The 12,828-nt window shown below is 70.5% G+C and carries 12 protein-coding genes; 6 read left to right on the top strand and 6 right to left on the bottom strand.

Features of this window, described 5'->3' with window-relative positions; translation table 11 throughout:
* Positions 1–77: 77 nt before the first annotated feature.
* The 3 genes from ACFVYE_RS34565 to tnpA form a co-directional block, all read right to left on the bottom strand.
* Entirely contained in the window at positions 78–395 is a 318-nt protein-coding gene (locus ACFVYE_RS34565) for a hypothetical protein (RefSeq protein WP_383970219.1), read from the bottom strand.
* Positions 396–531: 136 nt separating this feature from the next.
* A complete protein-coding gene (locus tag ACFVYE_RS34560; protein ID WP_383970222.1) occupies positions 532–1,686 on the bottom strand; it encodes an adenosine deaminase in 1,155 nt (384 codons plus the stop codon).
* A gap of 148 nt (positions 1,687–1,834) precedes the next feature.
* The gene (gene tnpA, locus ACFVYE_RS34555) at positions 1,835–2,371 is read right to left on the bottom strand and encodes an IS200/IS605 family transposase (protein ID WP_389608119.1); all 537 of its coding nucleotides are present in this window, start codon (positions 2,369–2,371) and stop codon (positions 1,835–1,837) included.
* Positions 2,372–2,501: 130 nt separating this feature from the next.
* Here tnpA and ACFVYE_RS34550 point away from each other — a divergent pair, with 130 nt between their 5' ends.
* Complete coding sequence (locus ACFVYE_RS34550) at positions 2,502–3,263, top strand: alpha/beta hydrolase (protein ID WP_383970228.1); 762 nt, start codon at positions 2,502–2,504, stop codon at positions 3,261–3,263.
* 208 nt (positions 3,264–3,471) lie between these two features.
* On the opposite strand, the gene ACFVYE_RS34545 is transcribed toward ACFVYE_RS34550, so the two are convergent.
* Positions 3,472–4,425: a LysR family transcriptional regulator gene (locus tag ACFVYE_RS34545; protein ID WP_327273344.1), complete on the bottom strand. Its 954-nt coding sequence runs from the start codon at positions 4,423–4,425 to the stop codon at positions 3,472–3,474.
* A gap of 62 nt (positions 4,426–4,487) precedes the next feature.
* Here ACFVYE_RS34545 and ACFVYE_RS34540 point away from each other — a divergent pair, with 62 nt between their 5' ends.
* The 4 genes from ACFVYE_RS34540 to ACFVYE_RS34525 all read left to right on the top strand — a co-directional run bounded on the left by ACFVYE_RS34540 (position 4,488) and on the right by ACFVYE_RS34525 (position 8,031).
* Positions 4,488–5,810 carry an MFS transporter gene (locus ACFVYE_RS34540; RefSeq protein ID WP_383970231.1) on the top strand — a complete coding sequence of 441 codons (1,323 nt, stop codon included), beginning with the start codon at positions 4,488–4,490 and terminating at the stop codon, positions 5,808–5,810.
* Positions 5,811–5,895: 85 nt separating this feature from the next.
* Complete coding sequence (locus ACFVYE_RS34535) at positions 5,896–6,612, top strand: L,D-transpeptidase family protein (RefSeq protein WP_383970234.1); 717 nt, start codon at positions 5,896–5,898, stop codon at positions 6,610–6,612.
* A gap of 79 nt (positions 6,613–6,691) precedes the next feature.
* Positions 6,692–7,711: a sigma-70 family RNA polymerase sigma factor gene (locus ACFVYE_RS34530; RefSeq protein ID WP_383970237.1), complete on the top strand. Its 1,020-nt coding sequence runs from the start codon at positions 6,692–6,694 to the stop codon at positions 7,709–7,711.
* Positions 7,712–7,719: 8 nt separating this feature from the next.
* Positions 7,720–8,031, top strand: coding sequence for a hypothetical protein (locus tag ACFVYE_RS34525; protein ID WP_383970240.1), 312 nt, complete (start codon positions 7,720–7,722; stop codon positions 8,029–8,031).
* Positions 8,032–8,064: 33 nt separating this feature from the next.
* Here ACFVYE_RS34525 and ACFVYE_RS34520 read toward each other — a convergent pair whose 3' ends face one another.
* The gene (locus tag ACFVYE_RS34520) at positions 8,065–8,463 is read right to left on the bottom strand and encodes an STAS domain-containing protein (RefSeq protein ID WP_383970243.1); all 399 of its coding nucleotides are present in this window, start codon (positions 8,461–8,463) and stop codon (positions 8,065–8,067) included.
* A gap of 301 nt (positions 8,464–8,764) precedes the next feature.
* On the opposite strand from ACFVYE_RS34520, the gene ACFVYE_RS34515 reads away from it, so the two are divergent.
* Complete coding sequence (locus ACFVYE_RS34515) at positions 8,765–12,043, top strand: S8 family serine peptidase (RefSeq protein WP_383970282.1); 3,279 nt, start codon at positions 8,765–8,767, stop codon at positions 12,041–12,043.
* A gap of 115 nt (positions 12,044–12,158) precedes the next feature.
* Here the strand turns inward: ACFVYE_RS34515 and ACFVYE_RS34510 are convergent, their stop codons facing one another.
* A complete protein-coding gene (locus ACFVYE_RS34510; RefSeq protein WP_383970246.1) occupies positions 12,159–12,749 on the bottom strand; it encodes a Uma2 family endonuclease in 591 nt (196 codons plus the stop codon).
* Positions 12,750–12,828: the final 79 nt, after the last annotated feature.

The raw sequence follows: 12,828 nt of genomic DNA, 5'->3' as shown, positions 1-12,828 counted from the left end.
TCCCCCCTACCCAAAAAAACGGTGTGGGGGGCGCACCCCCCACGGGGGGCCCCCCCCCACAGACGTGTGTACGGAGATCAGCCGCCGAGCGGGAGACCGTTGGTCGACAGGCCGCTGGTGCTCAGGCCGCCCGCGGGCAGACCACCGATCAGACCCTTGACCGGGGTGGTGACGTCGCCGGCGAGCTTCTGCTGGCCGGTGCCGAGCATCTTGGTGGCCGTGTCCTGGACCGGCAGGGCCGGTGTGGCGTTCTCCAGCGCCGAGCCGGCGACCGGCAGGGCAGTGGCCGCGGCGTCGGCCGGCAGCACGGTGGCGGATGCGGTCCCCGCGGCGGCAGCGGCGAAAGCGGCACCGAGAGCGGCGACGCCGAAAGTCCTGACAGCAGACTGCTTCATGTGAAATTCATCCTTGGGGAAGGGGATGTGAGCGGCTCTGAAACGTAGTCAGCCCACTGCCCGTCCCGCAAACATGCCGACACACGGAAAACGGCCGGGATTTCGCAGTACCGGCCGTTTCCCGCGGAGGTATGGTTCAGCCCGCGGAAGCGGAAGGCACGCTGGTCGCAGCGGTCTGCTCGAAGAGCCACTCGGACTTCAACTCGGCATATCCGGGCTTGATCACGTCATTGATCATCGCCAGACGTTCATCGAAAGGAATGAATGCCGACTTCATCGCATTGACGGTGAACCACTGCATGTCATCGAGCGTGTATCCGAAAGTCTCGGTCAGCTTCTCGAATTCATGACTCATGCTCGTACCACTCATCAGCCGGTTGTCCGTGTTCACGGTGGCCCGGAAATGCAGCTTCCGCAGCAGCCCGATGGGGTGGTCGGCGTACGAGGCGGCGGCGCCGGTCTGGAGGTTGGAGGTCGGGCACAGCTCCAGCGGGATGCGCTTGTCCCGTACGTAGGAGGCCAGGCGGCCGAGCTTCACACCACCGTCCTCGGCGACCTCGATGTCGTCGATGATGCGCACGCCGTGGCCGAGCCGGTCGGCGCCGCACCACTGGAGCGCCTGCCAGATCGACGGCAGACCGAAGGCCTCGCCCGCGTGGATGGTGAAGTGGTTGTTCTCGCGCTTGAGGTACTCGAAGGCGTCGAGGTGCCGGGTGGGCGGGAAGCCGGCCTCCGCGCCCGCGATGTCGAAGCCGACGACACCCTGGTCCCGGTAGCGGTTGGCGAGCTCGGCAATCTCCAGGGAGCGGGCGGCGTGCCGCATCGCGGTGAGGAGAGCGCCCATACGGATGCGGTGCCCGTCCAGACGGGCCCGCCGCTCGCCCTCGCGGAAGCCCTCGTTGACCGCCTCGACGACCTCTTCGAGGGTCAGCCCGGCTTCCAGGTGCTGCTCCGGGGCGTACCGCACCTCGGCGTACACGACACCGTCCGCGGCCAGGTCCTCGGCGCATTCGGCGGCCACCCGGACCAGCGCGTCGCGGGTCTGCATGACGGCGCAGGTGTGGGCGAACGTCTCCAGGTAGCGCTCCAGCGATCCGGAGTCGGCTGCCTCGCGGAACCAGATGCCGAGCTTGTCGGGCTCGGTCTCGGGAAGTCCGTCGTAGCCGCTCGCGAGGGCGAGGTCGACGATCGTTCCCGGACGAAGGCCGCCGTCGAGATGGTCGTGGAGAAGAACCTTGGGGGCACGCCGGATCTGGTCCTGGCCGGGCACATGGAGGGTCGGGCTCATCATCTGGGCACTCTAGCGCCTACGCGCGTAGATTGTCGCTTGCCGATGCGTAACAGTGACCGCGAATACGGGTGGAGTACACCTGTCCTTCTGACACTGTTCTGTCGTGACTCCACCCACGCGTAAACGCGCGGGCCTCCTGTGCCGGTGGCTAGGCCACGCCGCAGAGGACCGGCCCGGCCCTGGCGAGGACGTTCGTCGCGCCGCCGTGGTCCGCGTTCGCGGTGAAGCCGCACGCCGTACACGTGCACTCAGCTCGGGTGACGCGATTCTCCTGCAGCTGTGCCGACCGGTCCCGGTACCGGATGCTCGTCTTCGAGCCGTGCAGGTGGGCGTCCCGCCGCTCCTGGAGTGCGCCGTTGTACATCGAGCAGTGCTCCCGCAGCACGCGCGAGGTGAGGCCCTTGAACTGGTTCGCAACATACGAGGCCGACGACTTCGGATCGTGCTCGACGAACAGGTGGACGTGGTCGGGCATCACCTCGAGCGCCCCGATCCCCCTACCCCGTTCGTCGGCCTTCTGCCGGATCGGCTCATCCAGACGCGCTGCGAGCCGGCCGCCAAGGACCGGGCGGCGGTTCTCCGGGCACCACACGACGTGCAGCCCGAGGTCGTACACACCGCCGGAGAACCGGCGAACCTTCCTGGTCACAGCCACACGGCGACTGTACGTACGCCACCGGTACATCAACCCTTGGCTCCCAAAACCTCACACGTACGTGTGAGGCGGCAGCCCCGGCCATGCCGGGCCGGCCCTCGCAGGGAGCCTTCGATTCCCCCCACCGGCCGAAGCCGGTGGTCCCCTCGAAGGAGAACTGATGGCACAGCGAGCACTCCCCCTGCCTGCTGCGAGGCTGGGGCGGGCCGTCAGGACGGCCGGAGCGCCATCTGCGGTCAGCGGCGTGGTTCTGCTGCTCCCGGACGGCGAGGCCGACTCGCACCGCCGTCCTTCCCCTCTCTCGTACGCCCTCCAACTGCCCCTGGCCCGCACCCTGGCCCGCGCGAGCCAGGAGGACGGGCTCGCCGCGCATGTCGTGCGCTACCGCTGTCGCGGCTGGAACACGACCGACGCGCAGCTCGCGGCGGACGCCCGATGGGCGGTGGACGAGGTCGTACGACGCTACGGCGACGTCCCCGTATGCCTCGCCGGCCATGGCATGGGCGGCCGGGCCGCACTCCGTGCGGGCGGCCACGCTGCGGTCAACTCCGTTCTGGCGATGGCCCCTTGGCTGCCCGACAGCTCGACGGACGAGCCGGAGCCGGTGAAGCATCTGCTCGGCCGGCAGGTCCTGCTCGTCCACGGCACGAACGACGCCCGCACCGACCCCGAACTCTCCTTCCGCCTGGCCGAACGCGCCAAGAAGGCCAACCGCGACACCTGCCGCTTCGAGGTCCATTCGGACGGCCACGGCCTGCGCCAGCACCGGGCCGAAGTGGTGGCCCTGGCAACGGACTTCGTCCGCGGGTCGCTCTTCGGCCGGGCATACGCCCGCCCGGTCGCCGACGCCCTGGCGGCGCCGCCGCCACTGGGGTTGCGGATGCCGCTGGCTGCCGGGTTCGGGAGGTCGCTGCGGGACTGAGGTGAGCAGGCCGGCCGGTAGGCGGGTTCCGTCCCCGCCGATCGGCCCCTGATGAAGGCGAGCAGGCCGGCTTCGAAGACCTCGTTGTACGGAGCGTCCTCGGGCAAGGCCGCGCGGGGCTCCGGCATCGCCGAGGACCGTCGCGCGGAAACGCGGAACCGCCGAACCGCCGAACCGCCGAAACACGCAAGCACCGTCCCCGCCCGGCTCAGTCGGGCAGCAGGTGGCCCCTGCGCGACAGCAGAAAGCGCTTGAAGGCGGCCACCGGCGGGGTGTCCGGGTGGCCGTCCAGCCAGGCGACGCCGATCTCGCGGGCCGCCCTCGGTGCCGTGACGGTGAGTTCCACGACGCCGGGGCGGGCCACCGCGGGTGGTGGCAGCAGAGCGACGCCGAGGCCGGCCGCGACCAGGCCGCGCAGGGTCTCCGCCTCCTCGCCCTCGAAGGCGACACGTGGCGCGAAGCCCGCCTCCGCGCACAGGTCGTCGGTGATCCGCCGCAGCCCGTACCCGGGTTCGAGCGTGACGAACTTTTCGTCGGCGGCCTCCGCCAGTCGGATGCGGCGGCGCGAGGCGAGGCGGTGGTCCTCGGGGACGACCAGGCGCAGCCGCTGTTCGTCGAGGCGGCGGGCGACCAGATCGGGGGCGTCCGGGACGGGCGAGGTGAGGCAGAGGTCGAGGCCGCCGGACCGGAGGCGTTCGATCATCGCCTCGCCGTAGTTCTGCACGAGCTGGAAGCGGACCCGGGGGTGGTCGACACGGAAGGCCCGGATCAGGGCGGGCACCGTCTCGGATCCCATGGTGTGCAGAAAGCCGAAGGCGACCTTGCCGGTGGCCGGGTCGGCGTCGGCCCGTACCGAGTCGGCGGCCTTCTCGACCTCGGCGAGGGCCCGCTCGGCGGAGCCCAGGAAGGTGCGGCCCGCGGGGGTGAGGGAGACGGTTCGGCCCTTGCGGGCGAACAGGGCGACTCCCAGGTCCTGTTCGAGCCTGACCATCGCCCGCGAGAGCGTCGACTGCGGAACGCCGAGCTCGTGCGCGGCGCGGGTGACGTGCTCGTGGCGGGCCACCGCCTCGAAGTGGGCCAGCCGCGGCGCGAGGACCGCACGAATGTCTTCTTCGTAACTACTGGGTGACAGCCGAGGCTGTGAGCTGCGTTCATGCACCATGGGAACGATTATGACGAGTTCATGCATTGGACGCATGAAACCGGGAGTCCTACTTTTGAACCATGCCTCCTGCCAGTACCGGGGCGTCCACCCTCACCGTGGCCGCCTCGCCCCAGCCGTCCCCCGTCGCCGCAGCCGTCGCCACCGCCGAACCCGCCGCGCCGGACCGTCTCGAACCCGGCCGCCCCGGCTACCGCCGGATGAGCTTCGCGCTCTTCGCCGCCGGTGTCGCGACCTTCGCTCTTCTCTACTCCACCCAGGCCCTGCTGCCCGCCGTCTCCGCCTCCCTCGGCGCCACGGCCGGACAGGCCAGCTGGACGGTCTCCGCCGCGACGGGCGCGCTGGCGCTGTGCGTGCTGCCGATGAGCGCGCTCTCCGAGCGGTTCGGGCGGCGGCAGATGATGACCGCCTCGCTGACGGTCGCCGTACTGGTCGGGCTGCTCGTGCCGTTCGCGCCCTCGCTGGGCTGGCTGATCGCGCTGCGCGCCGTCCAGGGCGCGGCGCTGGCAGGACTGCCCGCATCCGCGATGGCATATCTGGCGGAGGAGGTACGGCCGAAGGCGCTGGTCGCCGCGATCGGACTGTTCGTGGCGGGCAACAGCATCGGCGGGATGAGCGGACGCATCCTCACCGGCTGGGTCGCCCAGCTGTGGGGCTGGCGGGCGGCGCTCGGCGCGGTCGGGCTGCTGGCCGTGGCCTGCGCGGTCGTCTTCCACTTCATGATCCCCCGGGCCCGGCACTTCACCCCCGGTTCGCTGAACCCGAAGGCCCTCGCGAAGACCGTGGGCGGGCACCTCGCCGATCCGCTGCTGCGCCGGCTGTACGCGATCGGCGCGCTGTTCATGACGGTGTTCGGCGCGGTCTACACGGTGATCGGATACCGCCTGGTGGAGGCGCCGTTCAACCTCCCGCAGGGCATCGTCGGCTCGATCTTCCTGGTCTATCTCGTCGGTACGGTCTCCTCCGCCGCGGCCGGCAAGCTGGTCGCCCGGCTCGGCCGGCGGGGCGCGCTGTACCTGGCCGTCTCCACCACGGCCGCCGGTCTGCTGCTCTCGCTCGCCGACCAGCTGGCCGCCGTACTCCTCGGCCTGGTCCTGATCACGGCGGGCTTCTTCGCCGGGCACGCGGTCGCCTCCTCGTCCGTGAGCCGTACGGCTACGAAGGGCCGTGCCCAGGCGTCGGCGCTCTACCAGTCCGCGTACTACCTGGGCTCCAGCGCGGGCGGCACGCTGGGGGCGGTCGCCTTCCACGCCGGGGGCTGGGCCGGGACCGTCTCGCTGGGACTGTTCGCGGTCCTCGGCGTCGTCTCGATCACCCTGTACGGCACCCGGGCCGCCCGCGCCGAACGGCTCCGGCCGATGCCGGTGGCGTCCGTACAGAACTGAGACATACGGCGCACAACCATCCACTCCCCGACGCGCGTCTAGCAGACGGAATCACCTCACGGCGCGCGAAGGAGAGTTGGCGTACATGAGAGTCACGGGGAACATACGGGGAGTACGGCTGCGGCGCGGGCTCGCGCTGTCGGTCGCGGGGCTGACCGCGGTACCGGCGCTGGTGCTGGCCACGGGCGGGTCGGCGCAGGCGGCGTCCTGTACGACGTCCACCGGGCCGTACCAGAAGCAGGTCGAGAAGTATCTGAAGCGGCCGGTGGACGGCAGGCAGTCGGCGGCCGACTGCAAGGCGATCAGGTCGTTCCAGAGCACCTACGGGGTCACCCCCACCATCGGGTACGCGGGTCCGGTCACCTGGCGCACGATGAAGACGCTCACCGCCCAGAAGGCGGCCGGCAAGAACCCGAACAAGGACAAGAAGTGCCCCACCGACAAGGGGCGCATCGCGTGCGTGGACCTGACCCGGCAGCTGAGCTGGATCCAGGACGGCAGCAAGCTGAAGTTCGGGCCCGTACCGGTGCGGACCGGGCGCAATGGCTACGAGACCCGCACCGGGGCGAAGAAGATCTACTGGCGGCACATCAACCATGTCTCGTCGATCTACCACGTGTCGATGCCGTACTCCCAGTTCTTCGACGGGGGCCAGGCGTTCCACGCGGTGGGCGTGAAGATGTGGAACCCGCCGGGGTCGCACGGCTGCGTCAACATGCGTACCGCCGACGCCAAGTCGTACTGGAAACTGCTGAAGAACGGCGACGACGTATACGTGTACGGACGCAAGCCCGGAACGTGACCGGAATCCGGGCGGCTCGGGCACTTCCCATCCCCGTTGTCAGTGGCCTGCGGTAGCTTCCAGAGTGCCGAAGCGAGCGGTGCCACAGCGCAACAGGGGTGGAGCGATGGGTGATCTGACAGCAACGACGGACATCGACAGCCGTCTGGAGGGACACCGGGTGGAGCTGACCGGTTACTGCTACCGGATGCTCGGCTCGGCCTTCGAGGCGGAGGACGCGGTGCAGGACACGCTGGTGCGTGCCTGGCGCAACTTCGAGAAGTTCGAAGGGCGTTCCTCGCTGCGGTCCTGGCTGTACCGCATCGCCACCAACGTCTGCCTGGACATGCTGAACGCGGGCAAGAAGCGGGCCCGTCCCGTCGATCTGACGGGCCCGACCCCGCTGGCCCAGGCGGCGCTCACCCCCCTGCCGGAGAACACCTGGCTGGAGCCGATGCCGGACGGCCGCATCCTGCCGACGGTGGCCGACCCGGCGGAGGCCGCCGTGGCGCGGGAATCGGTGCGCCTGGCGTTCGTCGCCGCGCTCCAGCATCTGCCGCCCAAGCAGCGCGCCGTGCTGATCCTGCGCGAGGTGCTGGCCTGGAAGGCGAGCGAGGTCGCCGAGCTGCTCGACACCTCGGTCGCCTCGGTCAACAGCGCCCTCCAGCGGGCGCGCGCGACCCTCGCGGACCACGAGGGTCTGACCGCCGACACCGCCGATCCGCTCGACGAGGAGCAGCGCAAGCTCCTCGATCGGTACGTCGCGGCCTTCGAGGGGTACGACATGGCGGCGCTGACCGCACTGCTCCATGAGGACGCCGTGATGACCATGCCGCCGTTCGACCTCTGGCTCCAGGGGCACGACGACATCACCGGCTTCATGCGCACCATCGGTGCGAGCTGCGAAGGCTCACGGCTGGTGGCGACTTCGGCGAACGGCACCCCGGCGTTCGCGCACTACAAGCCGAATCCGGACGGGCCCGGGTTCGTGCCGTGGGCGGTGCAGGTCATCGACATCTCGGACGGGACGATCACCGGGATGCACTGCTTCCTGGACACGCCGCGCTGGTTCCCGCTCTTCGGCCTGCCGGACCATCTCGACGACGACGCGGCGGTGTGAGACCGGGTATGAAGCGCGGCATACGGAACGGGCTGGTGACCGGCTGGGTGGTGCTGGCGGCCGGTGGCTGGGGGCTCACCCAGTGGATGGGCGAGCCCTCCGCCACCGACGGTCCGGCGCCCGGGGCGACCCGGACCCCCGGGCCCGGCGGCGAGCCGGGGCCCCAGCCCGAGTCCGACTGCGACGACCTCATCAGCGCCGCGTCCCGGCGCCCCACCGCCACCGCGGCCCCGCTCCTCAAGGCGTCGGCGGCCCCGGTCGACGGCGGGACCGTTCGGTTCCGGCAGGTGGTCTGCGCCGAGGCCAGGCTCGCGGACTGAGCGGGGCGGGGGCCGAGGGGGCGGCTCGTACGCTCAGCCCACGCCCTCCCCCGCCTCAGCCCCCACCCCGGTCCCCGTCCCCGCCCCGCACTCCAGGTCGACCACATCGGCGAGCCCGACCAGGTCCAGCAGGCTCCGCAGCTCGGGGGGCACATTGCGCAGCCGCAGCCTCCGGCCGCCCGCCCGGCGTGCGACGAGCCCCAGCCGCGCTATCGCCTCGACCAGGGCCAGATCCGCGCGTACGACCCCGCCCACATCGCAGTCCACCCCGGCGCCCGGGTCACGGGCGGCACCGTCGGGGCCGTACAGCAGCGCCTCCAGCTCCGCACAGAGTCCCGGCACCACGTCCCTGGTGACGCGGCCGGTGACGACGAGAACGATCGGGGTCATGGCTTCCACATCAGGGAGACCGGTCCGGCGGCCGAAACTCATCGCTGCCCCGATCCGCACTTTCCCCCCAAGGCCGCGGCCCCGGGCACTTCACGCGTCCTCGGACGTTCCCGGACCGATGAACTTCCGTCAACTCCCGTTGTTTGTGCGGTTCCTGTGAACCCGGCCACTCGATTCCCCCTCTAGGTACATGAACCGGCCGGTGCGGCGTCCCCGCCACACCGACTGACCAGCGGCCCTTCGAGGGCCGCCCGATTCTCCAGGGGGAGAGTTGCGCAAACACGTGAGAAACGCGTGTGTTTCGACCGTCGCCACGGCAGCCGCCGTGGCACTCGCAGCCGGGATGACCACCCCGGCCGTCGCACAGCCCGACACCGCCGCCCCGGCAACCGGCAACCGGTCGCTGACCCAGCACCGGCTGACGCTGATCACCGGTGACCTGGTCACCGTGGACGCCAAGGGCCGGGTGACAGGTTTCCGGGCCGCCGAGGGCCGCGAGCACATACCCGTGCAGCGGCAGATACACAACGGGCACACCCTGCTCCTCCCCGCCGACGCGAGTCGGCTGATCAGCTCCGGAAAGCTGGACCGCCGGCTGTTCGACGTCACCGAGCTGAACCGTGCGGAGAACCGCCGGGCCCAGAAGTCGGGCCTGAAGCTGATCGTCTCCTACCGGGGCGCGAAGGCCGCCGCCGCGAAGGCCGAGGTCCGCGAAGCCGGTTCCACCCGGGTCGCCCGGACCCTGAAGACGCTGAACGCCGAGTCGGTGATCACCCCGCAGCGCGACGCCCGGGACATCTGGCAGGCGCTCACCAGCAAGGCGGCGCACGGTGCCCAGCGCACCACCGCCGCCGGGATCGACCGGGTCTGGCTGGACGGCGTACGCCGGGCGAGCCTGGACAAGAGCGTCCCGCAGATCGGCACCCCGGCCGCCTGGAAGGCCGGCTACACCGGCAAGGGCGTCAAGATCGCCGTCCTGGACACCGGTGTGGACGCCACCCACCCCGACCTCCAGGGCCAGATCCTCGACACGAAGAACTTCACCGCCTCGCCCGACGCCAAGGACCGGGTCGGCCACGGCACCCATGTCTCGTCGATCGCGGCCGGTACCGGCGCCAAGTCGGACGGCAAGTTCAAGGGCGTGGCCCCGGACGCCAAGCTGCTGGAAGGCAAGGTGCTCGACGACGACGGCTTCGGCGACGACTCCGGCATCCTGGCCGGCATGGAGTGGGCGGTCGCGCAGGGCGCCGACATCATCAACCTGAGCCTCGGCGGCGGCGACACCCCCGAGGTGGACCCGCTCGAAGCGGCGGTCAACAAGCTGTCGGCCGACAAGGGCGTCCTGTTCGCCATCGCGGCGGGCAACGAGGGCCCCGGCTCCGGCACCGTCGGCTCCCCCGGCAGCGCGGACGCCGCGCTGACCGTCGGCGCCGTCGACGACAAGGACGAGCTGGCCGATTTCTCCAGCCGTGGACCGCGCATCGGCGACAGCGCGATCAAGCCCGATGTCACCGCCCCCGGCGTGGACATCACGGCGGCGGCCGCCCCCGGCTCCGCCATCGAGCAGGAGGTCGGCCAGAACCCGCCGGGCTACCTGACGATCTCCGGTACGTCGATGGCGACCCCGCACGTCGCGGGCGCCGCGGCGCTCCTCAAGCAGCAGCACCCCGAGTGGAAGTACGCCGAGCTCAAGGGCGCGCTGACCGCTTCGACGAAGCCGGGCGCGTACACCCCGTTCGAGCAGGGCACGGGCCGGATCGCGGTGGACCGGGCGATCGAGCAGACCGTCGTCGCCGAGCCGGTCTCGGTGGGCTTCGGGCTGCAGCAGTGGCCGCACACCGACGACACCCCGGTCACCAAGAAGGTGACATACCGCAACCTCGGCAGCAGCGACGTCACCCTCGACCTCGCGGTCACCGCGACCGGTCCGAAGGGCAAGCCCGCCCCGGCCGGCTTCTTCACCCTCGGCGCCGACAAGGTGACCGTCCCGGCGGGCGGCACCGCGGAAGTGCCACTGACCGTGAACACCAAGATCGGCGGCAAGGCCGATGGCATCTACTCCGCGTACGTCGTCGGGACCGGCGGCGGCCAGGGCGTCCGCACGGCGGCCGCGGTCGATCGCGAGATCGAGTCGTACGACCTCACCGTCAAGACCATCGGACGGGACGGCAAGCCGGCCGAGTTCGTCGATTCCAACCTCTTCGGGCTCACGGGCTCGGCGGTCGGCCAGTGGCTCTCGCCGACGAGCACCGACGGCACGGCGAAAGTCCGCGTCCCCGCGGGCGGTTACACGCTGAACACCGGCGTCACCGTCGACCCCGAGGACTACACCAAGGGCACGGACTGGCTGTCCCAGCCGAAGCTGGACATCAACAAGAACGTCAGCCTGACGTTCGACGCGCGCAAGGCGAAGCCGGTGAACATCACCGTGCCCGCCGCCGGCGCCAAGCCCTTGCTGGCCACGACCGAGCTCCAGTACGCGTCCGAGGACAACGCCTACGGGTACGGCTGGCTCCTCGACACGTACAAGAACTTCCGCACCGCGCACTTCGGCCCGAAGGTCACCGACGGCTCGCTCACCCAGAACTGGATCGGCAGCTGGCTCAAGGGGACCTCGACCCGGTACGACATCGTGGCCGGCGGTCCGGTGACCGGGGCGGCCACCGGCTTCGAGCGGAAGTACACCACCGGCCAGCTGGCCAAGGTCGGCCTCTCCCTCGGCTCGCCCGCCAAGGGCAAGACCGGTGAGATCGCCGTGTCGGGCACGCTGCCCGGCATGGACGGCGGCTGGGCCGCCTGGTCCCTGCACAAGGTCCCCGGCACCGCCACCGCCTATGTCTCCACCGCCGACAGGGCGCGGTGGAGCTTCGACTTCAGCCAGGACGGCCCGGTCGACGAGGACGGCTACCCGGTGACCGAGGCGCAGTACTCCCTCGGTGCCCCGCAGTCCCTGAAGGCCGGCAAGTCCTACACGAAGAAGGTCAACACCGCGGTGTTCGGCCCCGCGGTCAGCTCCAAGTACGGCGTTCTGCGCGACGGCGACAACATCGTCGGCATGCTGCCGGTGGTGGCCGACGGACGCGGCAACATCGGTGATTCGACGTACAGTTCGGCCAGCACCGTCCTGTACCGCAACGGCAAGAAGCTCGCCCAGAACGGCGACCCGCTGACCGGCCTGGCCCCCTTCGCCGTACCGTCCGCCGCCGCCGACTACCGGCTGACGACCTCGATGCGGCGCAGCACCGCGCTGTCCCCGGTCTCCACCCGGATCGACGCGAGCTGGACCTTCCGCTCCAAGCACACCACCGCCCCGACCATGCTCCCGGTCTCCACGGTGCGGTTCACGCCCAACGTCACCCTCGACAGCAGGGTCACGGCCGGCCGGACCGCTTCCGTACCCGTGACGGTGCAGGGCGCCGCCGCCGGCAAGAACCTCAAGTCGCTGACGGTGTACGTCAGTTACGACGCCGGCAAGACCTGGAAGAAGTCCACGGTCAAGGCGGGCAAGCTCTCCGTGAAGAACCCGGCCAAGGGGAAGTCCATCTCCTACCGGGCGAACGTCACGGACAAGCAGGGCAACAAGTCGTCGGTGTCGATCTACAACGCGTACTTCGGCAAGTGAACGGCACGTCGGTGAGCCGGTAGGCGAACCGACCGCATGAGAGCGGCCCGTCGGGGAGGATTCCTCCGCCCCGACGGGCCGTTCGCATGCCGACGGGACCGGCGCGCGTCGTCTCTCAGCTGACCGGAAACACCCCGGTGTCCAGGACCAGCCCGAACGGCTCGGGCAGCGTCAGCTTCTCCCCGTACTCGACCGTGTCCAGCACGCGGTAGGCGCCGCCGTCGGGCTCCCCGTACAGCGTGGCGGTGGGGCGGCCCGAGTGCCACGGGTCGAGCAGCAGGAACAGCTCGACACCTGCCTTCGCGTATCCGTGCACCTTGCCGATGCGGTCGTGGTTGGCGTTGGCCTGCGAGGTGATCTCCACGACGAGCCGGGCCTCTTCGGCCGGGATGCGGTTGCCCGGTCCGGTCGCCACCGCACGGGGCACGACGACGAGATCGGGGATGTAGAGCCCGGCCCGCCCCGGTACGGAGACGCCGAGGGTCTGATAGATCCCCCAGTCCTCGGGGATGACGCCGTAGAGCCTGCGCTGCAGCAGTTCTGCGGTGGTGTTGTGGTCCTTGGACGGCGGTGGCGACACGGTGACGATCCCCTCGATGATCTCCACCTTGCAGCCCTCGGGCGCGTCCGTCTCCTCCCAGATCCGGACGAGGTCGTCCCACTCCTGGCCGCGGCCGGGGGCGGGATCGACGCTGAGTGCGCTCATGGCGGTCTCCTCTTATCGGTGCGTCACCGAGTCCAGCATGCCGAACGGGACCGGTGGCAGTCCACCGGTCCCGTTCACC

It is taken from the genome of Streptomyces sp. NPDC058239 (assembly GCF_042882185.1).
GTDB lineage: Bacteria > Actinomycetota > Actinomycetes > Streptomycetales > Streptomycetaceae > Streptomyces.
The sequence above is the reverse complement of the archived record's forward strand: the minus strand, read 5'-3'. Positions and strand labels throughout refer to the sequence as shown.

Excerpts from the sequence above, each read along its gene's own strand:
- ACFVYE_RS34550 (WP_383970228.1), top strand. The coding sequence starts at position 2,502 with ATGGCACAGCGAGCACTCCCCCTGCCTGCTGCGAGGCTGGGGCGGGCC.
- ACFVYE_RS34540 (WP_383970231.1), top strand. The coding sequence starts at position 4,488 with ATGCCTCCTGCCAGTACCGGGGCGTCCACCCTCACCGTGGCCGCCTCG.
- ACFVYE_RS34510 (WP_383970246.1), bottom strand. The coding sequence starts at position 12,749 with ATGAGCGCACTCAGCGTCGATCCCGCCCCCGGCCGCGGCCAGGAGTGG.
- ACFVYE_RS34525 (WP_383970240.1), top strand. The coding sequence starts at position 7,720 with ATGAAGCGCGGCATACGGAACGGGCTGGTGACCGGCTGGGTGGTGCTG.
- ACFVYE_RS34520 (WP_383970243.1), bottom strand. The coding sequence starts at position 8,463 with ATGAGTTTCGGCCGCCGGACCGGTCTCCCTGATGTGGAAGCCATGACC.
- ACFVYE_RS34545 (WP_327273344.1), bottom strand. The coding sequence starts at position 4,425 with ATGGTGCATGAACGCAGCTCACAGCCTCGGCTGTCACCCAGTAGTTAC.
- ACFVYE_RS34560 (WP_383970222.1), bottom strand. The coding sequence starts at position 1,686 with ATGATGAGCCCGACCCTCCATGTGCCCGGCCAGGACCAGATCCGGCGT.
- ACFVYE_RS34515 (WP_383970282.1), top strand. The coding sequence starts at position 8,765 with ATGACCACCCCGGCCGTCGCACAGCCCGACACCGCCGCCCCGGCAACC.
- ACFVYE_RS34565 (WP_383970219.1), bottom strand. The coding sequence starts at position 395 with ATGAAGCAGTCTGCTGTCAGGACTTTCGGCGTCGCCGCTCTCGGTGCC.
- ACFVYE_RS34535 (WP_383970234.1), top strand. The coding sequence starts at position 5,896 with ATGAGAGTCACGGGGAACATACGGGGAGTACGGCTGCGGCGCGGGCTC.
- tnpA (WP_389608119.1), bottom strand. The coding sequence starts at position 2,371 with ATGTACCGGTGGCGTACGTACAGTCGCCGTGTGGCTGTGACCAGGAAG.